Source organism: unidentified bacterial endosymbiont, assembly GCF_918320885.1.
GTDB lineage: Bacteria > Pseudomonadota > Gammaproteobacteria > Enterobacterales.
On the sequence record NZ_OU907312.1, the window covers coordinates 942,890 to 969,543 of the forward strand.

Here is a 26,654-nt window from a genome sequence, read left to right on the forward strand (position 1 = left end):
TTCGTTTCAGGGTGTAAAAGAGGCTGCTGTTTTCCTGTCTGCTAGGTTCATGTTAAAATCGCTGGTATGACAGTGTCATTGACTGAGGTCCCTCTGGATCATCCCACACAGTTGTCGTTGCCGCTCTATTTCCCAGATAATGAGACGTTTGCTAATTTTTACCCCGGGAAAAACCGGCAGTTACTGGAGGCTATCACCACTTGCCTGCAGCAGCGCGGTGGCTATCTCTATTTTTGGTCACACCCCGGTGCAGGCCGAAGCCACCTATTAAAGGCTGCTTGTGCACAACTGTCAACCCAAGGGAGTGCCGTCACTTATCTTCCCTTAGACAGACGCCAGAGTTTCTCACCGGATCTACTAGAGGGTATGGAGCATTTAGCCTTGGTCTGTATTGATAATGTAGAGGCGATTGCTGGAGATAGCGCTTGGGAATTAGCGCTGTTTGATCTCTATAATCGCATCCGGGAGCAGGGGAGCACTCGACTGCTGATGGCGGCTAATCAAGCACCACGGCAACTGAAACTAACGCTCGCTGATCTCGCTTCTAGGCTCGATTGGGGGCCAATTTATAAGCTGCAGCCCTTGGCCGATCAGGATAAATTACAAGCTTTACAACTGCGAGCCCACTGGCGGGGATTTGAACTGCCCGAGGATGTGGGGCAGTTTTTGATTAAACGGTTACGCCGTGATCTGCGATCACTATTTGGCGTCCTGGATTGCCTGGATCAAGCCTCGATGGTAGCCCATCGTAAACTCACCATTCCCTTTGTTAAAACCATCCTTCATTTATAAGGGCCAGATAGCGCTGGCGGTTGTTGGCATGAAGAGCTGCTGGTAGAGCTGCTGCGCGAAGCCGTCCGTCATTCCAGCGATATAGTCGGCGATCACCCGCTGTGGATTGCCTGGCTGTTCAGCAGCTCGCTGCCAACGCTGGCGGCTATGCTCCGGTAGCAGACGTTCCGGCTCGCTATTGAAGGCCGCAAACAGCCCTCTAATCAGCTGCTGCCCTTGATACTCTAAGCGTTGCACCAGCGTATTCTGGATGACAAAGTGGTCGACCAGCTGCATGCAGAGTATTAACGCCTCATTGAGGGGCGGGGTTAGGGTGGCTGTAAAAGCAAACAGTGGCGTGTCAAAGGCTGGTTCGAACGGTTGTAGGGTCACATCGCTGATCAGCCGGTTGACCAAGGCCCCAATGGCCTGTTTACGTTGGTGGTGCTCGCCGGAAAACAGCTGCTGGGTGAGCGTTGGTAGCTGCGCTGTTAACCAGGGATCACCACACAGTATCAGCGGCTGTGCAATCGACTGCCACTGCTGTGCTGTAATCAATCCCAACACAATGGCATCTTCTAAGTCATGGATCCCGTAAGCGATATCATCGGCTAGCGATAGGATTGCACAATCTAAGATCACCAGCGGGGTGGTTGAGGGCTCAGGGTTTCGGGTTAAGCGCTGTTGATCACGGTGACTCAGCGGTTGGAGAATCCACGCCAAGCAGGCTGCCTCCTCTTGATAGAGCGCTTTGAGCGGTTTGCACAGTGTCAACGGGGGTTGAGGGGGCACGGTCGGGCGATCCACAGGCAGACTAGGGGCTCGTAGTCGTGGATATTTTAATAACCCCAGCAGGGTACGCCGGGTCAAGTTCATCCCGTGCTGCTCGCTATAGGGCTCCAACTGGGTGACAATGCGCAAGGTTTGTGCATTGGCCTCAAAGCCCCCGTAGGGCTGCATCAGGGTATTCAGTACCGTTTCTCCCCCATGACCAAAGGGGGGATGCCCGATATCATGGGCCAGTGCCAGGCTTTCGATAAGCCGTGGCTCAGGCAGGTGCGCGGCCTCATTTGGATAGCAGTGCTGCAGCTGGGTGAGTAAGCCGACGCCAATTTGTGCCACCTCTAGCGAGTGGGTTAGGCGAGTGCGATAAAAATCATGCTGTCCAGCGCCGAATACTTGGGTTTTTCCCTGTAGCCGCCTCAGGGCAGCCGAGTGCAAAATACGGCTGTAGTCCCGTTCACAGGGGGAGCGCCAATCATCCCGGCGAGCGTGCTGCTCGCGGCCCCAGCGGGCGGCCCAAGGGTTATGATCAGAGGCTCTCATTTTGATTAAGCTCATCCAATGAGAGATTAAAACTGGGGACAAAGTGGCGCATAAAGTACGCTACCGCCGGGCTTTGCCAGGTCGCTAATTTGGTTTGTATCACCGTTTTGGCCGCTTTAAATTCATGATTACCGGCCTGTAGCTCCTCTAAACACTTTAGATAGGCGCAGAGCATATCAGCCTGCTTGACTAACCGTTGAGCCGCCTCATCCTGATGGGTGGTTAATAGCGGTTGAAAATCGGCGTGCAGCGCCTCTGGCAGCAGCGTGAGCAGCTTCTGTTGTGCCATCTTTTCAATTTTTTGATACTCCGTGGCGATCTGTGGATTGTGGTATTTAATCGGCGTTGGCAGATCACCGGTGAGGACTTCACTCACATCATGATAGAGTGCCAGTAGGGCTATCTCGGCCGGTTGATGTGCGCCATCAAAGTAGCGATTATCAATCAGTGCCAGCAGATGGGCAACACAAGCGACTTGCCAGCTATGTTCTGCCACATTTTCTGTGCGCACATTGCGCATCAAGGGCCAACGGTTAATGAGCTTGAGGCGGAACAGATAAGCAGTAAAGTGGCTCTGGTTCATGGTGGACTCACACACAAGAGATGGCAATCAATCGGTAACACCCGTGTAGCGGTTATTTCACCCGCATCCCAGGTTGTGCACCGCTGTCAGGCTGCAGGAGGAAAATCTCGCTGCCACCAGCCCCCGCGGCCAGCACCATGCCTTCTGAGATCCCAAAGCGCATTTTTCTAGGCGCTAAGTTGGCTACCATAATGGTTAAACGCCCCTCCAGCGCCTCGGGTGGGTAAGCACTTTTAATGCCGGCAAACACCTGGCGGGTCTCTCCTGCTCCCACATCGAGCTGCAGCTTTAGCAACTTATCGGCACCGGGCACCAGGTCCGCCTGCAGAATGCGCGCGACTCGGAGATCGACCCGACTGAAGTCATCCAGCGTAATCGGCGTGGCCTGGGGTTCATAGGCTGAACTATCCGCAGCGGCCGGTGGGGGAGTTGGCGCGGTGGTCACCACAGATCCCGAGGCGCTCTCCGCCAAAATTGCCTTGATCTGTCCTGGTTCCAGGCGCCGTAACAGCGGTGTAAAAGGGTTCAGACGGTGGTTGAGCAAGGGCGGCTGGTGAATGGCTGTCCAGGTCAGCTCCTCGTTTAAAAAGCCTTCGGCCCGTTGGACTAACGAGGGGACCACTGGTTTCAGATAGATCATCAATAGCCGAAAGCAGTGGATACCGAGCGAGCAGACCGCGTGGAGTCGTTCACGCTGTTCCGGCTGTTTGGCCAGCTGCCAGGGGGTTTGTTGATCGATAAAAGCATTGGCCCGATCGGCCAATTGCTGGATCTGGCGAATCGCTTTCGCACAGTCACGGCTGTTATAAGCTTCAGCAATCAGCGGCTCAGCATCCATAAAGATCTGATATAACGGTGGATCAAACAAGGTGGCGGCCAGTTGGTGATCAAATTGCTGCTGAATAAAGCTGGCACAGCGGGCGGCTAAGTTGACGATTTTATTGACCAGATCACTGTTGACGCGCTGCCTAAAATCTTCCAGATGGAGATCGAGATCCTCAATGGTTGCCATGGTTTTAGCCGCGTAGTAGTAGCGCAGATAGTCCGCATCACAGTGCTGGAGATAGGTGTGTGCTGTAATAAAGGTACCGCGGGATTTGGACATTTTAGCGCCATTCACCGTGACAAACCCATGTACAAAAATTTTAGTGGGCAAGCGGAAGCCGGCACTCTTTAAGACCGCCGGCCAGAACAGGCTGTGAAAGTAGACGATATCTTTGCCGATAAAGTGGTAGAGCTCAGCGGTACTCTCCGGGCTCCAGAGCTGTTCAAAGGAGAGGGTTGGCTGTTGTTGGCAAAAATGCTGGCAGATCGCCATATAGCCTATCGGCGCATCGAGCCAGACGTAGAAGTATTGGTCAGGAGCGTCCGGGATGGCAAAGCCAAAATAGGGGGCATCCCGCGTAATATCCCACGGTTTCAGACCACAGTGAAACCACTCTTGCAGTTTATTCACCATCGTATCGGGCAGACTCCCTGAGCGGGTCCAGATCTGTAACCAATCGCTGAAGGCGGGGAGATCAAAGAAAAAATGGTCGCTCTGTCGGAGCACGGGCACCGCACCGGTCAGGGTAGAGTGGGGATGGCGCAGCTCTGTAGCCTCATAGGTGGCGCCACACTGCTCGCAGTGATCGCCATATTGATCGGCTGCTTCGCAGCGAGGGCAGTGGCCCTGGATAAAACGGTCGGAGAGAAACTGCTGCTGTTGCGGATCATACAGCTGTTCAATGGTCTGGCTGGTGATCACCCCCTGTTGTTGTAGCCGGTGATAAATGGTTTCCAGCAGCTGCTGATTTTCCGGGCTATGGGTGGTGTGGTAGTGGTCAAAACTGATTGAAAAGGCTTTAAAATCGCGCTGATGCTCCGCCTGCATCTGGGCAATCAGCTGCTCGGGAGTCACTCCCAGCCGTTCGGCCTGGAGCATCACTGGGGCGCCATGGGTATCATCGCCACTGATAAAGAGGACCCGGTGGCCCTGTAGGCGCTGAAAGCGCACCCAAATATCGGCTTGGATCTGCTCTAACAGGTGTCCCAGATGAATCGCTCCATTGGCGTAGGAGAGGGCCGTGGTTACTAATAGGGTTCTAGTCTTGTCAATCATCGGTTTAACGGTATTTTAACGGGGTTATCTTTCACCCATGGCTTAGGAAGCCGTGGCGTAAACTCGGTATGGACTGGTTCGGGGAGAGATTAGCTTTGACGATCGGCATTGGATGACACTCATCAGTAACCAACCAACCTAGCCGGAAAACCATAAAATTTTTATTTCCCTACACTATCAATTTGCAACCTGGTTTGCCATCTATTTTTGAGGGGTTTTTTCGATAAAATCGGGACGGTGGGGTAGGGTGTCGCAAAACAACTGTTTTACGACAGTATGGTGGCAACCAGTTGATGTATATCCCTTTGACATATCCTAAAGATATGCTACTATTGGATATACCTGAGACCCATAGATAATGAAAGGATACCTATGGAACAAACTACTATCTTTAAAAGCAATCGCAGCCAGGCAGTAAGATTACCTAAAGCGGTAGCCTTGCCTGATGATGTGAAACGGGTTGATATAGTCGCTATAGGTCGAACTCGTATCATTACTCCTGCTGGAGAAATATGGGACACCTGGTTTGATGGGCCACCTGCTGATAACGATTTCATGGCCATACGTGAACAATCAACCGATCAGATTCGCGAGGAATTTTGATGCTTCAGTATCTGCTTGATACCAATATCTGTATATTCACCATTAAAAACAAACCTCGTGAAGTCTGTGACACTTTCAAATATCATCATGGGCAGATTTGTATCAGCTCTATTACGTTGATGGAGCTTATTTACGGTGCTGAAAAATCGGCAAATAAAAAAAAGAACCTAGATATTATAGAAGGCTTCTCAGCACGTCTTGAGGTGCTCACTTATGATGCTTCGGCTGCTCAGCATAGCGGTCAACTCAGAGCTGAATTAGCCAGGAACGGTAAGAGTATAGGGCCTTACGACCAGATGATTGCAGGGCATGCTCGCTCTAAAGGGTTGATCATAGTGACTAACAACCTACGTGAATTTGAACGTGTCCCAGGTCTACGATCCGTAGACTGGACCCCTTCAGGTGATGGCCCCATGGAGTGATCGGCTAAAAGCTGGATTCACGCAATAAGCGCAACACGGCGTCCGGTATAAATTTCTATTGGTGTTATGATCTTCAAGTGGTGGATCAACTCGATGGGCTAAATTGGGTTTTCTACGACTCTTATCCAGCAGGGCTTCAACGCCACCCTCAGCCACTGCTTCCTGGTCCCGATAAAAGTTCTCTCTAGAATAACCCATGATCTTACAAGCTTTGGATATATTTCCTAGCTCTTCAGCAAGATTCAGTAGCCCAACTTTATTTTTAATGAGTTTTTCAGTACTGTACAGCATGAGGTTATTCTGCTTAATTTGATGTTGTTTAGTGTGTGCAACTATCGAAACGGATAACCGTTGTTGCGGAACGCTGGATACGAATATCGCTATCCGAACGCTGCTCGCCGAAAAAAACCGGCTGTACTGCTGGGCTGGTGGCGCCATTATCGCTGATAGTGAGGTGGAGGCTGAATACCAAGAGACCTTTGATAAGCTGAATAAAATCTTACCGCTACTGAAGTTTGGGGAGCTGAGAAACAGAAAACTGGCTTAACCGGACAATTTAAATGCCAATAACCGTTAATTTTCTGGTATCGTTCAGCAGAGTCTCCTCCTATTTCAAACCGGAAAAACAAGGAACTGTTAGCTAAAGTATGAACTACTACCTGTTAGGGATGTTAGCGCTCCTAGTGATCAATTTCCAAGCACACGGGATCAAGGATACCTCTGCGAGTGTGTCGACCCAAACGCCTGAAATTATCATGGTGCCTCAGCAGAACAGTGTGCAGTTTATGCGCCGTGTTAAGTGCTCTATAAAAATGAAATGCAATGAGTTATGCTAAAGATATGAATTTTCACTCTGCATGCTGTTGCCCAATGAAATTGTCCATAAAATTGACAGAAACTGAGCGCTTTACATTACAACAACTATCTTTAAACCATCATTATAGAGAGACCAGGATGCGAGGAGCTGGACTGTTACTACTAGCCAAGGGACTCAAACCGGTTGAAGTTTCCAAGGAGCTTTTGGTTAGTTTTCGAGCGGTGTATAACTGGATCCATAGGTGGCGCCGAGCAGGTATTTGTGGCCTGCTTTGTCAATATAACGGCGGCCGACCACGAGCGCTGTCGCCAGAAATGGTTGCCAGTGCTGTCGACGCTGCATGCTCGGAATCATTGAGTTTAGCAGGCATAGCCAAACGAGTGGAAGCTGAACATGGTGCCTTACCTTGCACGCTAGAAACACTCGCTTCGGCGCTTAAAGAGCAAGGGCTCTCCTATAAAAGATCACGTTATTCACTTAAAAAAAACGTGATGAAGCCTGTTACATTGCAAAATCAGCTGTACTCTCAAGGCTCAAATTGCTCTCCCGTGAAGACAACAAATATCGTTTGATCTATTTTGATGAAAGTGGTTTTTCCTCTACCCCTCCTGTTCAGAATGGTTGGGGACCTAGAGGGCAGCCGCATCGGGTAGAACCAAAACCACACTGCAGACGTTCGGTACTGGGGGCTTTAGATTTTTCAGCTAACACCTTGTCCCATAAGATTATTGAGCAAAATGTGACAAGAAAAGAGGTCGTTGACTTTTTAGAGGATATTGCCCAGAAGGGTGAGCAACGCTATACCTTTGTGGTATTAGATAATGCCAGTATTCATCATGGCATTGAGCAAGAGACATTGAAACGGTGGTTCGTGGAGAACAATATGGTACTTCTTTATCTTCCCGCTTATAGTCCAGAGCTTAATTTGATTGAGATAGTTTGGAAACAAGCTAAGTATCATTGGCGCCGCTTGGTAACCTGGAGTAAACAAACTATCAATACAGAAATTAACCGCTTGTTGAGCTCTTATGGCAATATTTTTGCAGTTAATTTTTCGCGATAACTTATCAAAATGAGTACTGCGCAGCACCGTACAATTTCTCTACGGGGAACACAGCATAGCCAAGGCGGACATACCCTAAACGATGATGGGGTGGTGCTTGATCTCTCAGCACTCAATCATATGAGTATGGTTGCTCCGGATGTTATCCGCATCCAAGCGGGTGCTCGGTGGAAACAGGTGATTGAGTACTTAGATCCTTTAGGATGGTCACTGGCGGTAGTGCAATCAGACTGTGATTTTAGCGTGGGGGGTAGCATTGCAGTTAATGCGCACGGCTGGCAGTTCAATAAACCGCCGATTATTGGCACAGTCGAAGGTCTCCACCTACTGCTGGCCGATGGCACGCTGCGCTATTGTAGCCGTCACCAGCACGCTGAGCTTTTTAAGGCGGTGATAGGGGGCTATGGTCTATTGGGTATTATCATCGATGTCGATCTGAAAGTAACCCGTAACGGCGCCTACCAGCTTAAACAGTGGGTCATTGAGTCCACCGATTTTTTACCTCTCTATCAGCAGATCAAACAAAATCAACAAGCAGAGCTGTTTTTTGGGCGTTTCTCCTTACATCGAGACCATTTTCTGCGCAGCATTATCGTGCGTCTCTACGAAAATCAGGATCAGCCGCTAACCGGGAGTACCATGACCGATCATCAATGGTACCAAGGCATCACCAACTGGTTTTTCGCACAAACCTATGGCAGCAATTTTTTCAAAAAACTACGGTGGCTGCTAGAGTCCAGTAGCTGGTTGAGCAAACTTTATCAGTATTTATCACGCAACCAGTTGTTATATCACACGACCAGTAACTACGTGACCCAGAACTCAGAACAGGTTGATCTCCTACAAGAGTTTTTTATTCCTCTGCAACAATTTAAACCTTTTGTGGATTTTTTGCAGTCACTGCACCCGGATCTCAGCAAGCCACTGATGAATATCACCATCAGGGACCTACAGCCCGATCAGGAAAGTTTGCTGCGTTATGCGCCGGAAGAGCGGATAGCTTTTGTGATGTTTTTCCGTGGTCCTAAAACCGTAGCTTTTGAACGTGAACTCCGCACCACTGTTTTAAAAATCACTGATCGGGCACTAGCGTTAGGGGGTAGCTACTACTTACCCTACCGTGCTTATCAAACCAAGCAGCAATTTAGCACTGCTTACCCCCAACAGCAGCAGTTTAAAACGTTGATCAAGCGCTACAATCCCCAAGGCGTTTTTATGAATCAATTTTACAAAAACTACCTGGGTGATATCCTTTTACCCGATCATTGACCAATCCACTGACTACCACCATGACAACCCGCTGGCTATACCCATCTTCACAGTGGGCTTTCGGAAGAGAAGTGTTCTAAATCACAGTTCATACGGTTGAAGGCCAGAAGCAGCTGCTTCTATTATCGTTTATTGCTGTATAATGGCAGGTTTTAAACCCCTTAAGAAATAGGCACTGCAGTCACCGAACATCACCCCATCATTGACGACTGCTGTTCGCCCGTTTTTATAAAAATATGTCGTTCTCCTACGCCCTTACTCCGATCAACCCAATAACCGCAACCCAAGCCACTAGACTCTCCGCGATAGCTGGGATGGCCGCAGCAGGATTAACCACAAAGATGACCATTGAAGCAAACACGCCAGCACCCCTTGAGGAGAAGAGCAGCCCGTTAGCCTGGAGTCAGTTTGAGCTGGATTAACAGAGTAAGTGCAAACTTCTACGCTTAGGCCGCGACGCCGTGAGGTCTACTGTTGTGGAAGCGCATAGGGATTGCGTTATCGATAGCAATGCGCGATAATGCGCCCGCACAGTCGGTAAAGCGTTGTGCGCTATGGGGGAGCTATCGGTCCTCCAGCACTGTTCATTTATCAACTCGGTCAGGTCCGGAAGGAAGCAGCCGTCGTAAATTGAACAGGTGCTGAGATGCGTTGGGTAGCCCCCCCACCTTTCAAAGGTCTACTACGGCTAGCCGGCTAACGCAGGGTGAGCACGATATTGCGCTCTGCCAAGGTCTTAGTGATGTGCTCCTGATTTTGCACCATATACTCTATCTGCGCCTCCAGGGCGGCCACGTCCAGCTCATCCAACGGTAGAGAGATCGCCAGCAGTAGGGTCCGTGAGATCGGTTCAAACGAGACATAAGGCCCGTTGACCTCAGCAAACAGCAGATTGGTGGTCAGCAGCTCTAGCGCGAAGTTATCGGGGTCGGGATCGGGATAACTGCCTAAAATTCCATAGATCAATAGGGACTCATCACTGCTGGCGAGCAGGGTGACGCGGTAGTGATCATCGATAATAAAGGAGCACATCCGTTGCTCATCAAAGGCGAGATCTTTAATGCCAATCGATTGACTCAGATCACTCAGTAGGGCTTCAGCACGGCTTGACATAGAGAGTCCTTCACAGCGTGTACGGTGGCCGCGAGTCCGTTAGTTAAGGGTTAAATTGACAGATGGTACATAGTTCTTGGGCACCCTCCAGTTGGATATAAGGTTTGCCCGTGGCTAAATCATATCCAGGTCGTTTCCAATTCCCTTCACCTTCCTTACCTGGTTCTTCATCTTTTACCCAGGAAATAAATTTTTTATTTTCGACTGGTTCAAAGGTCTTTCTGGCCCACGATTCAACTTCTTTTAGTCTGACTTGTAAAATATCCTTTAGAATCTGGTCATTTGGGAGCGAACCTCCTTTATCCTTACAATACGCCTCAGACTCTAGGTAATTGCGTAGCGTATTATCCATGGCTTGTAAGAGAGGCTGCTCTGCCTCTAGTTCTGTATAGGATGCAGTGTCACCGGCACTAGTGACTTTAATCGTCGCTGCCCCAGTCTTTTTGATCGTGACGATACAGTGGCCATCCTTCTTATCATCAATGGACGCTACCGTGTCATCACTAGTTGTCCATGCATACGTACCATCACCGCCGCTAGCCGTCAATTCTATGGTCTCTCCAGACAGCCAGGTAGCAGGTAACTCTTTAGTTTCTGGGCCCTCGATTTTGACTGCAGAAAGCTCTTTTTTAACAATCACTTGCACCGTGGCTGGTCGGGAGTGATTACCTGCTTTGTCAACAGCGATACCAGTGATGATATAGGTTTTTTCCTGGTTGGGTAAATCTAGACTCCAGTGTTCATGCTCTTCACCAGGCGTTGCAAAAAGAGCGCCACCATCTTTTTTAAATTCAGCGGCCTCCCAGCGAATTTCTTTGAAGCCGTTGGATGCGAACACCTCTATAGGCAAATCAGCGGTGCCGTCTGGCGTACCGTGTACTTGCGGCGGTAGTTTTAACACCACATCACTGACGACCAGTTCGGTAGTGGCAGCACTGGATTTATTCCCTTGTTTGTCCACGGCAATGCCGGTCAATAGATAGCTTCCCGGCGCTTTAGGGGAGGTAATCTGATAGCGCCCATCCTCCAAGGTTTTAACGGCTCCTCCGGCTTCGGTGAGCACGTGGTCATCCCAAGTGATCTCTTTAAAGCCAAAGTGTGCTTCCACTTGAACCTCGAGGGGGAGTGTCTCTTCTGGTCCGCCAAACAGCTGACGGGGAAGCGTTAAGGTAATCAGTTGTTTTACCGTGATTTCTGTGGTGGCAGCCGTGGATTGGTTACCCTGTTGATCCACGGCAATGCCGATCAGCGGGTAGCGCCCCGGTTTTTTTGGTAAAATAACTTCATAGCGGGTATCCCCCAAGTGTTTAATAGTTCCCCCGGCTGCGGTGAGCGCCTCACTGTTCCAGTTAATCGCTTTAAAGCCAAAACGCGCCTCTACCGTAGCGGCTAGAGGGATCTTCTCCTCCGGAAAACCTACCAATTGATCCGAAGGGGGAAGGCGTAAACTAATGGGTGCTAGTTGACGGTATTGGAGCACTAAACGATTATTCCGCTGTACCCAGTCATACTTCCCAATGTTGAGGGTACGAGAGGCGGCCACTTTATGCGGATCAATTTGATACTCCCAGGGGAGATCGAGGAGTGATCTTGCTACCCTTTAACGGACACAACGAAGAGGAACAAAGCGTATAATTTTTTGTTACTTTTTGAGGTGAAGTTATGAATCAAGGGGAATCAAGGAGCTATGATAAGGAATTCAAGCTGAATGCGGTAAAGCTGTATCACAGCACTGGTAAAACGCTCTGTCAATTGAGCGAGGAATTGGGAGTTCCCAAGAGTACATTGGCAGGGTGGGTCCATCAGCATAACAAGGATGGTGCAGAGGCTTTCCCGGGCAAAGGATACCTGAAAGCGTCTGATGCTGAGCTCAGTCAATTGCGGAAAGAATTGGCGATAGCACGCGAAGAGAGGGATATCCTAAAAAAAGCCTTGGGCATCTTCTCAGTGGCCCGCAAGTAAAATACCAGTTTATGCAAAAGCATGCTGGGGAATTCAGCGTAGAGAGGATGTCCAACGTGTTAGGTGTATCCCGCAGTGGCTATTATCAGTTTATCAAGGCTGAGCCATCCAAGCGCTATTGTGAGGATGAGCGTTTAATATCTGAAATTAAAGAGGTTTATACCATAAGCAACCAAATTTACGGTAGCCCACGTATCCATGCTGAGTTACGAGCTAGAGGTGAGCGCTGTTCACGCAAACGGGTTTGTCGGCTAATGAAAGCAGCCCATATTGCGGCTAAGATGAAAAAACGATTTAAGGTAACCACAATAGTCGATCCAAAGGCCGCAGTGGCGCCTAATTTACTCAAGCAGAAGTTCACAGCCACTCGCCCTGATCAATACTGGGCAGCAGATATTACCTATATTCCGACCCAAGAGGGATGGTTGTATGTTGCTATCGTACTGGACCTGTTCTCTCGTAGTATCGTGGGGATGGATATGCAAGCTCACATGACCACCGAGTTAGTAGCCGCAGCATTACGCCAGGCAATAACACGGAGGAAGCCTGCTGCAGGTCTCATCCACCACTCCGACCGAGGCAGCCAGTATACCAGCAAAGGATTCAAGGCTGTATCGGCGCATCACCAGATAACGCTTAGCATGAGTAGTACGGGCAATTGTTATGACAATGCAGTAGCAGAGAGTTTTTTCCATACCTTAAAAACAGAGCACACCCACTTTGAACGTTTTGAGAGCAGAGAACAAGCCAAATTGAGCATTTTTGAATACGTAGAAGTGTTTTATAACCGACAGAGACGGCACTCAACGCTAGGCTATCTGTCTCCTGTAAATTTTGAAAAAAATTGGTTATCCCAGGTCGCTTAAGGTTTCTCTTCTCTGTGTCTAAAAAAAGGTGGCAAGATCAGAGATAATCGAATTGTAAGGTCAATCGGGTCTCTTTTTTGCTTTTACGGCCTATTTTATGGTCGACGCCGATAGTGAACAGGGGCACTGGGGTGTAGTGGATGCCGAGGGTAGCGGCCAGCGGATTCTTCTGCCGATCCTCACGCTGTTTGTCAAATAGCGCGACCTGGTCGCCGAAGTAGTTTTCAAACAGCAAGTGTGCCCCCAGATGGGGATAGCTCGGCCAATAACCTTGCGCACGGAGATCAAAGCCACTGGCGGCTTTTTCTTGATAGCCCTCCACCTTTTTAGACTCTTTCCAGCCACTAACCGCAAAATAACCATTGCCAGAAAATTTCAGATAATCGCGCCACAGCTCTGCCCCAACGCCTAAACGCGAGTGGGGGCGCTTCAGATGTTGGTCTAAAAAGGCGTTATAACCCACGAGCCAATCTTGAATAAGATGACGCCGCCCTAGTCCAATATTGGCTACCGGTTGGCTATCATAGTAGTGTATCCCCAATTGACTAAAAGTCAGCGGTCGCGAGCAGGACTCATCGAGGGGCACCAGCAGTGCTAGCTCCCCGTGAAACTGTTTAAAGCGGTAGTTACTCCCGAGGTTTATTCGAGCGCGTCCAAATTGACTAAACCAGCGTTCGCCCCGTACACTGGCGCTCTGTTGCAGCAGGGTAGCGATTTGCTGCTCACTGGCCAGAGGGGCGGGGGAACTCGATAGTGATCTTGCCACCTTTTTTTAGACACAGAGAAGAGAAACCTTAAGCGACCTGGGATAACCAATTTTTTTCAAAATTTACAGGAGACAGATAGCCTAGCGTTGAGTGCCGTCTCTGTCGGTTATAAAACACTTCTACGTATTCAAAAATGCTCAATTTGGCTTGTTCTCTGCTCTCAAAACGTTCAAAGTGGGTGTGCTCTGTTTTTAAGGTATGGAAAAAACTCTCTGCTACTGCATTGTCATAACAATTGCCCGTACTACTCATGCTAAGCGTTATCTGGTGATGCGCCGATACAGCCTTGAATCCTTTGCTGGTATACTGGCTGCCTCGGTCGGAGTGGTGGATGAGACCTGCAGCAGGCTTCCTCCGTGTTATTGCCTGGCGTAATGCTGCGGCTACTAACTCGGTGGTCATGTGAGCTTGCATATCCATCCCCACGATACTACGAGAGAACAGGTCCAGTACGATAGCAACATACAACCATCCCTCTTGGGTCGGAATATAGGTAATATCTGCTGCCCAGTATTGATCAGGGCGAGTGGCTGTGAACTTCTGCTTGAGTAAATTAGGCGCCACTGCGGCCTTTGGATCGACTATTGTGGTTACCTTAAATCGTTTTTTCATCTTAGCCGCAATATGGGCTGCTTTCATTAGCCGACAAACCCGTTTGCGTGAACAGCGCTCACCTCTAGCTCGTAACTCAGCATGGATACGTGGGCTACCGTAAATTTGGTTGCTTATGGTATAAACCTCTTTAATTTCAGATATTAAACGCTCATCCTCACAATAGCGCTTGGATGGCTCAGCCTTGATAAACTGATAATAGCCACTGCGGGATACACCTAACACGTTGGACATCCTCTCTACGCTGAATTCCCCAGCATGCTTTTGCATAAACTGGTATTTTACTTGCGGGCCACTGAGAAGATGCCCAAGGCTTTTTTTAGGATATCCCTCTCTTCGCGTGCTATCGCCAATTCTTTCCGCAATTGACTGAGCTCAGCATCAGACGCTTTCAGGTATCCTTTGCCCGGGAAAGCCTCTGCACCATCCTTGTTATGCTGATGGACCCACCCTGCCAATGTACTCTTGGGAACTCCCAATTCCTCGCTCAATTGACAGAGCGTTTTACCAGTGCTGTGATACAGCTTTACCGCATTCAGCTTGAATTCCTTATCATAGCTCCTTGATTCCCCTTGATTCATAACTTCACCTCAAAAAGTAACAAAAAATTATACGCTTTGTTCCTCTTCGTTGTGTCCGTTAAAGGGTAGCAAGATCAGGGGCACTCCGTGCAGCATGCGGTTACGGGCTCCTCGGTCAACCAGTCGCACCGCTCAGAGCGGTTAATCGCCGCCCGTCAGGCGATCGCTAACGGTACAGTGGGCGAGCGCCAGTTCGAAGAGGATGAGGATTCACTCGCCCCGGAACTGCTGTGGTCTGGACTAGGCGTTGCTCCGGCCACAGTGAAACCCAGTCAAGTTGAGGCAGTATTAGACAACCTGGTAGATAAGCACTCTCCGCTGTTGGCTGCTCAAGGTTCATTACAAACTTTTGTGGGTCAAGCGTCGATGGATCAGTTGTTGATGGTGGTGACCACCTTAATGATCAAGATCAATAATATTAGCGGTACTTTTATGCTGCAATCACAAAAGATTAATGCGGCCGCGAGCAATCAAGTCATGGAAAATCAGCTGCAAAAGCAGATTGAGGAGGCGGCTAAAGCGCTAGAGGCACAGGAAAAAGCTAAAAAATCTGGGATATTCGGGGCAATTTTTAACTGGATTACGGCAGTAGCGAGTGTTGTATGGGCAGCCGTTACTATGAATCCAGTGGCAATGGCTGGCGCCGTAGCCCTCCTAGCGGCCGCGGTTATCGAGACCGTACAGCTTGCCATGGGTGATGATGCTCCGGAGTGGATGGGCAAAGTGGCCTTAGGACTAACCATCGCTGGTTCGATACTGAGTTGTGGTGCTTCGTTGATGACTAGTGCAGGCAAAGCAGCCCTGTCGGCGGGGAGTGCTCTAGTAAAAACCGCAGGACAACAGGGAGTGAAGGCTGCCTTAAAGCAGCTAGGTCAAGGAATATTGAAAGAGATGTCCAAAGCCTTAACAAAACTCGTCGAGTGGTTTAAAGCACTGCCAGCCCAGGCTACTGAAACCATGGATCAGATCAAAAATTTCGGGAAAAGTGCGGTCAATAAAATTAAACAGCCGAGGGCAACGCTGAAACAAGCTGGTCAAGGGATCGTTAAAAAAACCGAAAAGCTCGTCGCCCCGGGAAATCGGCTGGAGACGGTCTCCGGTGTGGCCAAAGGCGTTGCGGTCGGCACTACAGCCGTCGAAGGCGGGGTGAACACTTACTACGACTATAAAGGGGCCATGCTGCAAGCAGAGATCAAAAAACTGCAAAATGAGAGCTGGTTGTTAGATACCCTTTTAGAATATTACCAAAAACAACGAAAACAGCTACAGCAAGGGATGTCTGATCTCTATCGACAGCAAGGGGATGCCACTGCGATTGCCAGCGATCTACTGAAAGAGAGCGCTGGTTTACAGAGTCGTATTGCCGGGAGTTTAGCTTAAATGGTTTATCATTGAGAGGTTATTGCTATGAGTCGCATTAATGCTGAACCCACAATCACTAAAGTTACAGACTATTATCCCATGACGACTACTCATGAGGTCGATGAAATAGTGCCAGCCACGCCAGAGGCTTCAAAAAAGTCTGGCACGCTGCTGCGTCAGCAGATGCAGGATACCTTGCAAAATTTCCAGGGTTTTATGAATGGCCCGGATGAAACCACCAAAGGCCAGCAATTGGAGAAGAGCCTGGCTGCCGCTGAGGGGGTCAAAAAAGGTTTAAGCCTTTGTGCAAGCGCACCCAACCTCGATATGAACAGTTTAATGCTAGAGATGAATAAATTGCTCAGCAAGATGCGTGATCTGCAGCGTGATCATGCCATCCAGCAGCAGCAACAGGCAATCACTCTGCAGGAGAAGGCCTATCAGAAAGAGCAGGATTCAATTACGAAAAGCCAAAGCGCTGCCACCAAGACTATGGCTATAGGGATAGCTGGAGGGGTTGCTGGGTTAGCCGGATCGGCTCTGAAAGTGAAAGGGGCTATTGGCAATAGGCAGTGCTGAATCTAAGCAATTTAAAGTCAATCAGTTAATCAAAAACGAAGGAATGAGTGAAGGGGAGGCTTTCTCTGAAGTTAATAAAAAAGACGCCACCTCTCAATGGCAAAAGATCAAAAATTCTAAGAAGAATCCGGCTAACTGGGGAAGCACCCCAGACTCTATGGAAGCGATCAGTAAAAAAATAAATAGAAATAATACGCGAAGTAGTTTCGGGGAACTAGGCGGACAAGCCCCTGCCATACTGACCCCTATCGGCCAAGTCGTTTCCATGAAAGATACTGCAGCCTCTAGTCAGGCGAAAGTCAATGCAGATCGTGATAAAGGGCTGCAGAGTCTCAATGAACGCGAGCAAGGCATTCGGGATGAGCAGGCACGGGCGGCTTCACAACAGATGCGTGACGTTCAGCGGGAGATGAACGACCTGTATGGCAAAATCGCCACCGCGGTGCGCTGGTGAATAGAGGTGAGCCGGCAGCCTTGGATGCCCTGAGCCATTACCTCGCTAGCCAAGGGTGCCAGACTAGCGTGGCTTACTTTGCGAATAGTGGTTTTGAAATGGGACGATCGCTGCAGGGCGACTATCTAAATTTGGTCTTTAAGGTCGATCATCATCAGTTATTGATCTGTGATCTGCAGGCCCGGCAGGGGCCGCAAGGGGTCCATAGTGCTGTCTCTGAATTTGTGGCGTTGATCCACCAGATCGAACAGCAGGTCCCAGAGATTCAGGAGGTACGGGGCTTATTGCGCACCACTGGCACTGCCCGCGAGCAGCGGTTACGGAGCAAGTTAGCGGAAGTCTTGGAACAACAGGGCGCGACTCGCTCCGATATTGAGGGCGATCACTGGTTAATTTATCCCTGCCAACGGCAGGCCACCCATTAATAGCCTAGCGGAGAGAGTTCATGGATTTAGACAATATGGTCTCAGAAGTTTCAAAGGGTGCTACTCAAGCTATCCAAGGGGTCAATAGCAGTGTAAACCTGAGTCTCATCAGCAATCCGGAGAAGATGTTGGCCAACCAATTTCAGCTGTTCCAGTATGCTACCTATCTCACCTACGGGAGTACGCTATTAAAGACTTATAAAGATCTTATCGGCGGGATTATCGCTAAAATATAATCAAGCAACCTGCGACATACTGCTTATTCTGCAGTCAGGTTGTCTCTCTATCGGCATCGATGCCAGTTAGGATAGCAGCAGTCATTATGCAGGGGGTAGGATGGATTTAACCCTAATTATTAATAAATTAGAACAGTTATCTGAGGAGTCGGCGGGGGCTATTAAGCAGGCCATGGAAGCTCTGAACAGTGAGAATGGCTTAAATGATCCCCAGCAGACGTTGAAAACCCAATTTATGCTGAACCAATATTCTAACTTTATTAATTATCAGAGCTCCATGGTGAAGATTATTCGTGATTTAATCGGCGGGATTATTAGTAAACTATGAAGTTGCCGCCAGCAACGCGTCAATTGATTGTGACGACTGCTTTCGCAGCGATTAATCATGGGTTAACCCTGCAGGCAGAGCGCATTGTTGCGGCCTTTCCTGAGTTGATCCCCGAGCCTGAGACGCGGGCGATCTGCCAAGCACTGGTGCTGTTTGGGCTATCAAAGCCCGCCGCCGCCCTGCTCTGTTTAACGACTTTACTGACGCCTGAAGCGCTGCAGTTACGGCAATTGATTATCGAGGCTCATCCTGAGCTAGCTTGCTTAGCTCCCCAATAATAGATCCCAGGGGTGCCCGCTTTTTTGATGCGGCCTCTTCAGGGTTGGTAAGCTGTTATGGTCTAGCCGTTGCAATGGGGAAGTATTGACAGGGTATAGCTCACTCACCCAGAGTCAGTAGCTGTTAAAGCTTAAATAGTAGAGCGGCCAATCGGAGTGGTTTAGTAAAACCTGCTGGTTGAGCTATTACTGTAAGAGGGCAAGCGTAGGGGGAATAGAACAGATGAACACACCTGATCAAGGGTTATCAGCCTTAGAAGCGATAGTGTCTCAAGCCACTCAACAATTATTTAAAGAGTATCCGTGGTTAGCAGCTGCTTACGGTGAACAAATGAACCGGGGTGGCGTGCTCCCAGAAGGTAAAGCACTCGAGACAGTACTGGCAGAACGGTTTAATCAATTTGTGACGGAGAGTAATTTAGAACCGGCATTCGAGCTTAGTTTATGGGATGCAGGTTTTAGCGGAGAAGAGGGGCCAGCATCCCCGACAGTCCGGGCACAAGCCAATGTTCTGGCAGCCCGAGTGGAGCATGGTATTCTGGGCGAATTCCCCGCAGAGGAGGATACCCCTTCAGGGAGCTATCTAGATAGCTCAGAGCCTCTGCCAGACTCCTTAAAAAGTGCTTTGGTTGGCACCTTATATGTTGAGTTATTGCAGCAGAGATTTATCGAACAGTGGCAGCAGACGACCCAGGTAGCGGTTTGTCCAGAGGGTTTACTGGCTGCTTTTAGAGAGTCGGTGTGTGCACGATTGATGCCTCAGGAAGCTGCCATCGAAGGGCTTTCAGCGCGTCACTGGTTTGTTGAGAACTATTCGGTGCCGCTACTACCAGCCCTGCAGGCCCTACTCCCCGAGGGCGGCTATACCCCCTCTACGGCTATCAGAACCTCCGCGGATATTTGGCGAGAAGAGCAGCTGGCGAAGATAGTGGTAGAGAGTCAACAATGTGTGGAAGGTAGACCCTATGTAAAAGCCACCTACCGAGCCTTATTACCTGACTTCATAGATAAACGAGAAACCCTTGTAGAAGCTTTTAAAAATGCCCGCCGCGGCGTGGCTTATGAGCCTCAGCAATTTCCCCGTGTACCCCCGATTGATCCGATGGAGGATAGGCCACTCTTTTCAATAGCCCCTACGTTAAAGGTACTGTTAGCCTTAGGTTCCTTGAATGACAGCAGTGTTCATCTGCATGGTAGCTTTGCTGTACTACAATCTCAGCTGACTGAGCACTTCAGTACCGTTATGGGTTGCCGTCCAGACCCACGTTTCAGTGCTCTATTGCAGCTAGAGTTGTATGCTCATTTATTGAACAACCCCAATGAGGAGGCACAAAAATCCTGGTGTGAACGGCAGTCAGCGCTGATCTATGAGCTGTATGGAAATAATGGAAGCTTAAAATCCAGCTTCGAAAGATGGTTTAAAGCCCTTGCTGAGGCGCGCCCGGAGCTGAGAGAGGCGGTCTCGATGATTCTGGAATACCCGCTGCAAAGTGGATCGGCTAAGCTGAGTCAGCACGACTGCTTGTCCGCCACGCCGCTGTTTTCTGAGCGTGCTGTAGAACAGCTGACCATGCACATGAGTGGTGATTTAGGAGACGGGGATAACAGCACACTATCGGGGACGGTACCGTCCCCGCCTCATTTGCAGACAGCCGCGATCAGCATTACACATCAAGGGGGAGTATTGTAACACTATCGACAGTATGGCCTGGATGATGTCCGGCAGTGGTTGCTCAAGACTACGATGATGGACCAGAGTACCTGGATCAGCGTCCCTATAGACGCTGATTTTATCAGCTTTTTACCCTATTACGCCGTAAAGCCTGCTCCTTCAGGTCGAGGATATCAGGCGCCCTACAGTGGTCTTTGTTGTTGTTCAATGTATTGTCGAATAATCTCAATAGGAGCGCCGCCACAGCTACTGGAAAAATAGCTAGGAGACCATAGGGCCTGTTGATAGTAGTAGCGCTTGGCGATATCAGGTCTGTCTCTGCGAAGGATACGACTGGAAACCCCCTTTAAGCTATTCACCAAGGTTGATACCGCTACTTTGGGTGGGTAATTCACCAACAGGTGCACATGTTCAGTCTCGCCTTCCATCTCTATGAGCTCTGCTTCTAAGTCACGGCAGATCTCGTTAAATACCTTGCAGACTGAATATACAGTAGAGCCACCACAACATCCGGCGACTAGCATGGTAGGGGTTGATGTGGGGATAGCTCGATTGGCCACTTTGTCAGATGGTATAGTCTATGCCCCCGTTAATAGCTACCGTACCCAGCAACAGCGTTTAGCAAGGCTGCAACGACAGTTAAGTCGCCAAGTAAAATTCAGTGCCCATTGGAAAAAACAACGAAGCAAAATTCAACAGCTGCATCATACCATTGCCAATATTCGACAGGACTATCTGCATAAAACCTCAAGTGCCATCAGCAAAAACCACGCGATGATAGTGATTGAGGATTTGCAGATTAAAAACATGTCAAAATCGGCCACTGGGACAGTGGCAGAACCTGGGAAAAGGGTTAAAGCTAAGTCTGGCTTGAATAAATCTATTTTGGACCAGGGTTGGTACGAGCTCAGAAGACAGCTGGAGTATAAGCAGTTGTGGCTTGGGGGCCAGGTGCTGGCGGTACTGATCTTGCTACCCTTTAACGGACACAACGAAGAGGAACAAAGCGTATAATTTTTTGTTACTTTTTGAGGTGAAGTTATGAATCAAGGGGAATCAAGGAGCTATGATAAGGAATTCAAGCTGAATGCGGTAAAGCTGTATCACAGCACTGGTAAAACGCTCTGTCAATTGAGCGAGGAATTGGGAGTTCCCAAGAGTACATTGGCAGGGTGGGTCCATCAGCATAACAAGGATGGTGCAGAGGCTTTCCCGGGCAAAGGATACCTGAAAGCGTCTGATGCTGAGCTCAGTCAATTGCGGAAAGAATTGGCGATAGCACGCGAAGAGAGGGATATCCTAAAAAAAGCCTTGGGCATCTTCTCAGTGGCCCGCAAGTAAAATACCAGTTTATGCAAAAGCATGCTGGGGAATTCAGCGTAGAGAGGATGTCCAACGTGTTAGGTGTATCCCGCAGTGGCTATTATCAGTTTATCAAGGCTGAGCCATCCAAGCGCTATTGTGAGGATGAGCGTTTAATATCTGAAATTAAAGAGGTTTATACCATAAGCAACCAAATTTACGGTAGCCCACGTATCCATGCTGAGTTACGAGCTAGAGGTGAGCGCTGTTCACGCAAACGGGTTTGTCGGCTAATGAAAGCAGCCCATATTGCGGCTAAGATGAAAAAACGATTTAAGGTAACCACAATAGTCGATCCAAAGGCCGCAGTGGCGCCTAATTTACTCAAGCAGAAGTTCACAGCCACTCGCCCTGATCAATACTGGGCAGCAGATATTACCTATATTCCGACCCAAGAGGGATGGTTGTATGTTGCTATCGTACTGGACCTGTTCTCTCGTAGTATCGTGGGGATGGATATGCAAGCTCACATGACCACCGAGTTAGTAGCCGCAGCATTACGCCAGGCAATAACACGGAGGAAGCCTGCTGCAGGTCTCATCCACCACTCCGACCGAGGCAGCCAGTATACCAGCAAAGGATTCAAGGCTGTATCGGCGCATCACCAGATAACGCTTAGCATGAGTAGTACGGGCAATTGTTATGACAATGCAGTAGCAGAGAGTTTTTTCCATACCTTAAAAACAGAGCACACCCACTTTGAACGTTTTGAGAGCAGAGAACAAGCCAAATTGAGCATTTTTGAATACGTAGAAGTGTTTTATAACCGACAGAGACGGCACTCAACGCTAGGCTATCTGTCTCCTGTAAATTTTGAAAAAAATTGGTTATCCCAGGTCGCTTAAGGTTTCTCTTCTCTGTGTCTAAAAAAAGGTGGCAAGATCAGTACCGCCGCAGAACACTAGCCGTACCTGCTCAGTCTGCGGTCATAGTGCCAAAGAGAACCGTAGCAGCCAATCACAGTTTGCCTGCATAGTTTGTGGCTATACAGAGAACGCTGATTTAAATGCTGCCATGAATATATTAGCGGCAGGGCATGTCGTGTTAGCCTGTGGAGAGACGGCGCAGTCAGGCCTCTCGATGAAGCAGGAACCCGCCGAAGTGAGTCAGGCGCAAGCTTGAACCGCAGTAGGAATCATCGCCCTTTAGGGCGGTGAGGATGTCAAAGTTCACCTGAGCCCCCCCTTAAGGGGCTTGTCCATAGATCCGTGGCTGTGTGGTGCGATCGAACAACGGCACCAGCATATTGGCCATCAATACGGCAAAAGCCAGGCCATCCGGGTAATCGCCGAAGCGGCGGATAAGATAGACTAACAGCCCAATCAAGGCCCCAAACAGTAGCCGACCCCGGGGGGTGGTCGCTGCAGTCACCGGATCAGTGGCGATAAAAAACGCCCCAAACATTGTACTGCCACTGAACAGCTGTAGCAGCGGTGAGCCGCTGGCCAGCGGGTTGAGCCAGTAACCCATAGTCGCACTCAGCAGTAAACTAGCTAATAAGCTGCCGGGAAGGTGCCACTGGATAATCCGTTGGGCTAATAACAGGAGCCCCCCCAGCAGAAAGCTGATATTGAGTGCTAACCAAGCGCGATCCAGTGGCGGCTGATCCGGTGAGGAGCACCTCTGTGCCCCAGCAGTGGCCGCCAGCCGTTGTTGGTTTTTTAGGCGCTCCAGTGGGGTCGCTTGCGTTACAGCGTCACTATTAGGGGTGGATCTGGCGGCAGAGGTTTGAAAAATAAGGGCGCTAGTCGCTGCCAGGGTTGGGCGACCGCCGGCGGGCAGTAGCGAGGGCGGCCAGGCGCCCATGGGTCCAGGAAAGGCGACCAACAGTGCCACATAGCCCACCATGGCGGGGTTAAATAGATTATGCCCTAAGCCACCATACAGCTGTTTAGCGATCACGATGGTGAACAGTGCTCCAATAACCGCGAGCCACCAGGGCGCTAGTGGCGGTAGTGCCAGCGCTAAGAGCACACCGGATAGCAGCGCTGAACCATCTGCTAGTGTACGGCACGGTGGCCTGCCCCGCAGCCACAGGAGTGCTGCTTCTAACAGGAGGGTGCTACTGCTGGCAATCAATAGCTGCAGCAGGATCCCCCAACCAAAGTAGATGATCTGGATCACGATAGCGGGTAGGCAGCCCAGCAGCACCCAACGCATGAGCTGCTGGGTGGATCGGGGCTGCAGCAGGGGTGGCGGCTTACTGGACATCTAGAGGCGCTAGGGTGGCGACAGGCGGTAGCGTGGTAGTCCTGGCTTGGCGCGCTTTAGCCCGCGCGATGGCCGCCGCCACTGCTGCTTGTCGATCCCCGGTAGCGGTCACCGCGTGTGGTGCTGTTGGGCGCTCGGCAGTGGTGAGCGGCGTGGTAGCTCTCGGGGTGGCGGCTAGCACTGCAGCGTCGGGTCCTACTGCTGTCGCCAGCGCCGCCCGTTGCTGTTGGCGCGCCTGCTGTTGTGCTGCCAGGCGTTGTTGTTTGGCTTCAAAGCGGGTTTTAGCTTGCTGTGCCTGTTGTACTTGTTGATCCAGTGTGCGCAACTGGGCTTTCTCCTGTTGATAGTACTGAACCAAAGGGATATGGCTGGGACAGACAGCGCTACAGGCGCCACACTCAATACAGGCCAAGAGGTGGTGAGCACGAGCTGCCTCATGCTGTTGACCACGACTGAACCAATAGAGCTGTTGTGGCAGTAGCCCCACGGGGCAGACCGTCACACACTCCCCACAGCGGATACAGGGCTGCTCCTCAGCCTGCGCTGTGGGGCTAAGGGGTGGGCGCACTAATAGACAGTTGGTGGTTTTAATCACTGGTGCCTGGTGATCAGCGAGCAGTCGTCCCATCAGGGGGCCCCCGACGGTCACGCTGCTTAAATCGGGCACACCAAGCTGCTGCAACAGGTGTGCGACCGGGGTTCCCAACGGCACCCAGAAATTTCCCGGCTGTGGCAGCGCCTCACCAGTGAGCGTCACCACCCGCTCAATCAGCGGTTTGCCGGCGATGATCGCTTGCTGGATGGCAAACACCGTGGCGACATTATGCATCACCACCCCGATCTGATTGCTATGCTGTCCTAGCGGCACTTCTCGGCCAGTCAGCATCCAGATCAGCTGCCGTGCATCCCCTGAAGGGTACTGGGTGGGCAGAACACGGAGCTGCAACCAGTCACCTAGCGACTTCGAGGTCGCTAGGGCCTGTTGCAGGGCAGCGAGCGCCTGCGGTTTATTATCCTCAATGGCGATGACACACTGCTGTGGTGCTAAAATATGTTGCAAAATATGACAACCTTGAATGATCGCCTGAGCCTGTTCCCGGATCAAACAGTCATCAGCAGTGATATAGGGCTCACACTCCACCGCATTGATGATCAGTAAGGGCAGTGGTCGAGGCGCGCCCGGCCACTTGGCACTGCTTGGAAAACCGCCCCCCCCCAAGCCCGCGATGCCGGCAGCACCAATTCGTGTGATTAACCCACTCGCTGGCTGCTCCAGATAGTGTGGCAGTGGCGCTAGCCACTGACCGTGATCCTGGCCATCGGCTTGGAGTTCAATACAGAGCGGGGGGGGCAGGGTCGAGTTGCTCTGAAAGGGATCCTGGTAGCGGCGAATCGCTGTGATCTCGCCTGAAGTGGGTGCATGGACGGGTAGCGTAGCGCGATCGAACCCTTGAGTGAATGGCGTGCCTTTATGGACCTGTTGGCCCACTTGGACGACTAGCTGGCCGGGTGGCCCCGCATGTTGTTGTAATGGAATAACCAATTGTTTAGCGAGTGGCAGCCGCTGGATGGCATGCTGGGTAGAACAGGCTTTGTGATCGGGCGGTTGCAGGCCAGCTGATAAGCGCTTGAGCGCCGTCTGTTCCAGTAGCATCACGGGGTGAGTCCTGCGCTGGCGGCGGGCGGGGGATCGGCTACTGCCGTGGAGGAGGATGGCGGCAGAGGCCACTTCATCAGTAACTGATCGAGCGGTAACATCTCGATACACTGAGTCGGGCAGGGCGCTACACAGAGATCACAGCCGGTACAGTAGTCGGTCAACACGGTATGCAGGACCTTAGCACCGCCGATAATGGCATCGACCGGACAGGCTTGCAGACATTTGGTGCAGCCAATACAAAACGCCTCATCAATCCAGGCGACCCGTTTAATCGGTATCGTGAGCGGGGCTGGATCGCTCAGTGGCACGGCGGGTGGTTCTCGGTTGAGGAGCTCAGCCAGCTGTAACACCACGGTCCGGCCACCCGGCACGCACTGGTTAATCGCTTCGCCCTGTGCCACCGCCGCAGCATAGGGGCGACAGCCAGGATAACCACACTGGCCACACTGGGTCTGTGGCAGTAAGGCGTCAATCGAAGCTACGAGTGGATCGCTGGTCGTTTGGCAGGCGTGTGCGGCTATGCTCAATAGTAGCCCAGCAAGCCCAGTCAGCAGGGCTACGGCGAGTACCGCGGTGGCCCAACTCATCCTAGTGGACGGCCCCAACCGCTAAATCCCATAAAGGCCAGTGACATTAAGCCGGCGGTGATCAAAGCAATGGCGTTGCCGCGAAACGGCAAGGGCACATCAGCCACACGCAGTCGCTCCCGTAACAGGGAAAATAGCACCAAGACCAGGGTGAATCCGAGCGCTTCCCCTAGGCCCAAGACGATAGATTGTACGAAGGTATGAGCGGAGCGACTATTCAGCAGCGCCACCCCCAGGACCGCACAGTTGGTGGTGATGAGCGGCAAAAAGATCCCCAACAGCTGATAGAGCAGTGGGTGCGTTTGTCGTACCACCAGCTCGGTAAATTGTACCACCACCGCAATGACTAGGATAAACAGCAGGGTGCGCAGCGGTACCAAGCCAAAGGGTTGTAGCAGGTAACGCTCCAATAGATAGGTGACTACAGAGGCTGTCGTCAAGACAAAAGTGGTTGCCGCGCCCATACCTAGGGCAGTTTCTGGTTTTTTAGAGACCCCCATCAAGGGGCAGAGGCCAAGAAATTTGACCAACACAAAATTATTGACCAGTACTGTACTGAGTAACAGCAGCAGGGTGTCGCGCATGTGGAAACAGCCCTAGTTAAACTGAGAGAGACCTGTCTATCTCAGCAGGGTCGATCAGGG

Annotated in this window: 27 protein-coding genes, 1 other RNA gene and 7 pseudogenes; 22 read left to right on the forward strand and 13 right to left on the reverse strand. The window is 50.6% G+C overall.

The features are described 5' to 3' along the window. Window positions 1-78: 78 nt before the first annotated feature. Window positions 79-792, forward strand: coding sequence for a DnaA inactivator Hda (gene hda, locus NL324_RS04740; protein WP_301282775.1), 714 nt, complete (start codon window positions 79-81; stop codon window positions 790-792). Here the strand turns inward: hda and NL324_RS04745 are convergent. Genes NL324_RS04745 through metG form a run of 3 tightly spaced genes read right to left on the reverse strand, consistent with a single transcriptional unit; the run spans window position 787 to window position 4,781 of the window. Then, a complete protein-coding gene (locus tag NL324_RS04745) occupies window positions 787-2,097 on the reverse strand; it encodes an anti-phage deoxyguanosine triphosphatase (RefSeq protein WP_253306542.1) in 1,311 nt (436 codons plus the stop codon). The genes hda and NL324_RS04745 overlap by 6 nt on opposite strands. After that, window positions 2,084-2,680 carry a 5'-deoxynucleotidase gene (yfbR, locus tag NL324_RS04750; RefSeq protein WP_253306543.1) on the reverse strand — a complete coding sequence of 199 codons (597 nt, stop codon included), beginning with the start codon at window positions 2,678-2,680 and terminating at the stop codon, window positions 2,084-2,086. The genes NL324_RS04745 and yfbR overlap by 14 nt, the downstream gene beginning before the upstream one ends. A gap of 52 nt (window positions 2,681-2,732) precedes the next feature. Then, a complete protein-coding gene (gene metG / locus NL324_RS04755) occupies window positions 2,733-4,781 on the reverse strand; it encodes a methionine--tRNA ligase (RefSeq protein WP_253306544.1) in 2,049 nt (682 codons plus the stop codon). 372 nt (window positions 4,782-5,153) lie between these two features. Here metG and vapB point away from each other — a divergent pair, with 372 nt between their 5' ends. Next, complete coding sequence (vapB, locus tag NL324_RS04760; RefSeq protein WP_253306545.1) at window positions 5,154-5,384, forward strand: type II toxin-antitoxin system VapB family antitoxin; 231 nt, start codon at window positions 5,154-5,156, stop codon at window positions 5,382-5,384. Continuing rightward, complete coding sequence (gene vapC, locus NL324_RS04765) at window positions 5,384-5,806, forward strand: type II toxin-antitoxin system tRNA(fMet)-specific endonuclease VapC (RefSeq protein WP_253306546.1); 423 nt, start codon at window positions 5,384-5,386, stop codon at window positions 5,804-5,806. The genes vapB and vapC overlap by 1 nt, the downstream gene beginning before the upstream one ends. 72 nt (window positions 5,807-5,878) lie before the next feature. On the opposite strand, the pseudogene NL324_RS04770 reads toward vapC, so the two are convergent. Continuing rightward, a pseudogene (locus tag NL324_RS04770) lies at window positions 5,879-6,097 on the reverse strand (helix-turn-helix domain-containing protein); the annotation flags it as partial. Between the two features lie 64 nt (window positions 6,098-6,161). On the opposite strand from NL324_RS04770, the pseudogene NL324_RS04775 reads away from it, so the two are divergent. From NL324_RS04775 to ffs, 6 genes and pseudogenes are all read left to right on the forward strand, one after another. Further along, window positions 6,162-6,353, forward strand: a pseudogene (locus NL324_RS04775) (chorismate-binding protein); the annotation flags it as partial. A 100-nt stretch (window positions 6,354-6,453) separates the two neighbouring features. Next, on the forward strand, window positions 6,454-6,642 hold the full coding sequence (locus tag NL324_RS04780; protein ID WP_253306547.1) for a hypothetical protein: 189 nt from the start codon (window positions 6,454-6,456) through the stop codon (window positions 6,640-6,642). Window positions 6,643-6,676: 34 nt separating this feature from the next. Further along, the gene (locus NL324_RS04785) at window positions 6,677-7,195 is read left to right on the forward strand and encodes a helix-turn-helix domain-containing protein (protein WP_253305868.1); all 519 of its coding nucleotides are present in this window, start codon (window positions 6,677-6,679) and stop codon (window positions 7,193-7,195) included. Beyond that, on the forward strand, window positions 7,162-7,686 hold the full coding sequence (locus tag NL324_RS04790) for an IS630 family transposase (RefSeq protein ID WP_301282740.1): 525 nt from the start codon (window positions 7,162-7,164) through the stop codon (window positions 7,684-7,686). Before NL324_RS04785 ends, NL324_RS04790 begins: the two co-directional genes overlap by 34 nt. A gap of 9 nt (window positions 7,687-7,695) precedes the next feature. Then, window positions 7,696-8,955 (forward strand): FAD-binding oxidoreductase, encoded by a 1,260-nt coding sequence (locus NL324_RS04795; protein ID WP_253306548.1) that lies wholly within the window; start codon window positions 7,696-7,698, stop codon window positions 8,953-8,955. Window positions 8,956-9,519: 564 nt separating this feature from the next. Continuing rightward, window positions 9,520-9,615, forward strand: an RNA gene (gene ffs, locus NL324_RS04800) — signal recognition particle sRNA small type. A 36-nt stretch (window positions 9,616-9,651) separates the two neighbouring features. Here ffs and NL324_RS04805 read toward each other — a convergent pair. Next, on the reverse strand, window positions 9,652-10,068 hold the full coding sequence (locus NL324_RS04805) for a CesT family type III secretion system chaperone (protein WP_253306549.1): 417 nt from the start codon (window positions 10,066-10,068) through the stop codon (window positions 9,652-9,654). Between the two features lie 43 nt (window positions 10,069-10,111). Next, entirely contained in the window at window positions 10,112-11,611 is a 1,500-nt protein-coding gene (locus NL324_RS04810; protein WP_253306550.1) for an Ig-like domain-containing protein, read from the reverse strand. Between the two features lie 119 nt (window positions 11,612-11,730). Here NL324_RS04810 and NL324_RS04815 point away from each other — a divergent pair, with 119 nt between their 5' ends. Both NL324_RS04815 and NL324_RS04820 read left to right on the forward strand, forming a co-directional pair. Next, on the forward strand, window positions 11,731-12,030 hold the full coding sequence (locus NL324_RS04815) for a transposase (protein ID WP_253305847.1): 300 nt from the start codon (window positions 11,731-11,733) through the stop codon (window positions 12,028-12,030). Then, entirely contained in the window at window positions 11,958-12,896 is a 939-nt protein-coding gene (locus tag NL324_RS04820; RefSeq protein WP_253307079.1) for an IS3 family transposase, read from the forward strand. Before NL324_RS04815 ends, NL324_RS04820 begins: the two co-directional genes overlap by 73 nt. Window positions 12,897-12,933: 37 nt before the next feature. Here the strand turns inward: NL324_RS04820 and NL324_RS04825 are convergent, their stop codons facing one another. After that, on the reverse strand, window positions 12,934-13,662 hold the full coding sequence (locus tag NL324_RS04825) for an inverse autotransporter beta domain-containing protein (protein WP_253306551.1): 729 nt from the start codon (window positions 13,660-13,662) through the stop codon (window positions 12,934-12,936). A gap of 28 nt (window positions 13,663-13,690) precedes the next feature. Beyond that, window positions 13,691-14,856: pseudogene (locus NL324_RS04830) on the reverse strand (IS3 family transposase). Window positions 14,857-14,943: 87 nt separating this feature from the next. Here NL324_RS04830 and sctE point away from each other — a divergent pair. From sctE to NL324_RS04875, 8 genes are all read left to right on the forward strand, one after another. Then, on the forward strand, window positions 14,944-16,236 hold the full coding sequence (gene sctE, locus NL324_RS04840) for a type III secretion system translocon subunit SseC family protein (RefSeq protein WP_253306552.1): 1,293 nt from the start codon (window positions 14,944-14,946) through the stop codon (window positions 16,234-16,236). Between the two features lie 27 nt (window positions 16,237-16,263). Beyond that, window positions 16,264-16,797: a hypothetical protein gene (locus tag NL324_RS04845; RefSeq protein WP_253306553.1), complete on the forward strand. Its 534-nt coding sequence runs from the start codon at window positions 16,264-16,266 to the stop codon at window positions 16,795-16,797. A gap of 43 nt (window positions 16,798-16,840) precedes the next feature. Further along, a complete protein-coding gene (locus tag NL324_RS04850) occupies window positions 16,841-17,251 on the forward strand; it encodes a hypothetical protein (protein ID WP_253306554.1) in 411 nt (136 codons plus the stop codon). Further along, the gene (gene sseE, locus NL324_RS04855) at window positions 17,248-17,676 is read left to right on the forward strand and encodes a type III secretion system effector protein SseE (protein WP_253306555.1); all 429 of its coding nucleotides are present in this window, start codon (window positions 17,248-17,250) and stop codon (window positions 17,674-17,676) included. The genes NL324_RS04850 and sseE overlap by 4 nt, the downstream gene beginning before the upstream one ends. 20 nt (window positions 17,677-17,696) lie before the next feature. Further along, the gene (gene sctF / locus NL324_RS04860) at window positions 17,697-17,912 is read left to right on the forward strand and encodes a type III secretion system needle filament subunit SctF (RefSeq protein ID WP_253306556.1); all 216 of its coding nucleotides are present in this window, start codon (window positions 17,697-17,699) and stop codon (window positions 17,910-17,912) included. A gap of 100 nt (window positions 17,913-18,012) precedes the next feature. Then, on the forward strand, window positions 18,013-18,240 hold the full coding sequence (sctF, locus tag NL324_RS04865) for a type III secretion system needle filament subunit SctF (protein WP_253306557.1): 228 nt from the start codon (window positions 18,013-18,015) through the stop codon (window positions 18,238-18,240). After that, window positions 18,237-18,518 (forward strand): EscG/YscG/SsaH family type III secretion system needle protein co-chaperone, encoded by a 282-nt coding sequence (locus NL324_RS04870; protein WP_253306558.1) that lies wholly within the window; start codon window positions 18,237-18,239, stop codon window positions 18,516-18,518. Before sctF (NL324_RS04865) ends, NL324_RS04870 begins: the two co-directional genes overlap by 4 nt. Before the next feature lie 223 nt (window positions 18,519-18,741). Next, entirely contained in the window at window positions 18,742-20,208 is a 1,467-nt protein-coding gene (locus tag NL324_RS04875; protein ID WP_253306559.1) for a hypothetical protein, read from the forward strand. 164 nt (window positions 20,209-20,372) lie between these two features. Here NL324_RS04875 and tnpA read toward each other — a convergent pair. Then, a pseudogene (gene tnpA, locus NL324_RS04880) lies at window positions 20,373-20,648 on the reverse strand (IS200/IS605 family transposase); the annotation flags it as partial. Window positions 20,649-20,661: 13 nt separating this feature from the next. Here tnpA and NL324_RS04885 point away from each other — a divergent pair. The 3 pseudogenes from NL324_RS04885 to NL324_RS04900 form a co-directional block, all read left to right on the forward strand. Further along, window positions 20,662-21,153, forward strand: a pseudogene (locus NL324_RS04885) (RNA-guided endonuclease InsQ/TnpB family protein); the annotation flags it as partial. A 78-nt stretch (window positions 21,154-21,231) separates the two neighbouring features. Next, window positions 21,232-22,397 (forward strand): annotated as a pseudogene (locus tag NL324_RS04895) (IS3 family transposase). Window positions 22,398-22,434: 37 nt separating this feature from the next. Further along, window positions 22,435-22,674, forward strand: a pseudogene (locus NL324_RS04900) (zinc ribbon domain-containing protein); the annotation flags it as partial. A 63-nt stretch (window positions 22,675-22,737) separates the two neighbouring features. On the opposite strand, the gene NL324_RS04905 reads toward NL324_RS04900, so the two are convergent. The 4 genes from NL324_RS04905 to rsxA are packed head-to-tail and all read right to left on the reverse strand — an operon-like array spanning window position 22,738 to window position 26,594. Further along, the gene (locus NL324_RS04905) at window positions 22,738-23,763 is read right to left on the reverse strand and encodes an RnfABCDGE type electron transport complex subunit D (protein WP_253306560.1); all 1,026 of its coding nucleotides are present in this window, start codon (window positions 23,761-23,763) and stop codon (window positions 22,738-22,740) included. Next, entirely contained in the window at window positions 23,753-25,417 is a 1,665-nt protein-coding gene (rsxC, locus tag NL324_RS04910) for an electron transport complex subunit RsxC (protein ID WP_253307129.1), read from the reverse strand. Before rsxC ends, NL324_RS04905 begins: the two co-directional genes overlap by 11 nt. Next, window positions 25,417-26,010, reverse strand: a complete 594-nt coding sequence (gene rsxB, locus NL324_RS04915; RefSeq protein ID WP_253306561.1) for an electron transport complex subunit RsxB — start codon at window positions 26,008-26,010, stop codon at window positions 25,417-25,419. Before rsxB ends, rsxC begins: the two co-directional genes overlap by 1 nt. After that, on the reverse strand, window positions 26,007-26,594 hold the full coding sequence (rsxA, locus tag NL324_RS04920) for an electron transport complex subunit RsxA (RefSeq protein WP_253306562.1): 588 nt from the start codon (window positions 26,592-26,594) through the stop codon (window positions 26,007-26,009). The genes rsxB and rsxA overlap by 4 nt, the downstream gene beginning before the upstream one ends. Between the last annotated feature and the right edge of the window lie 60 nt (window positions 26,595-26,654).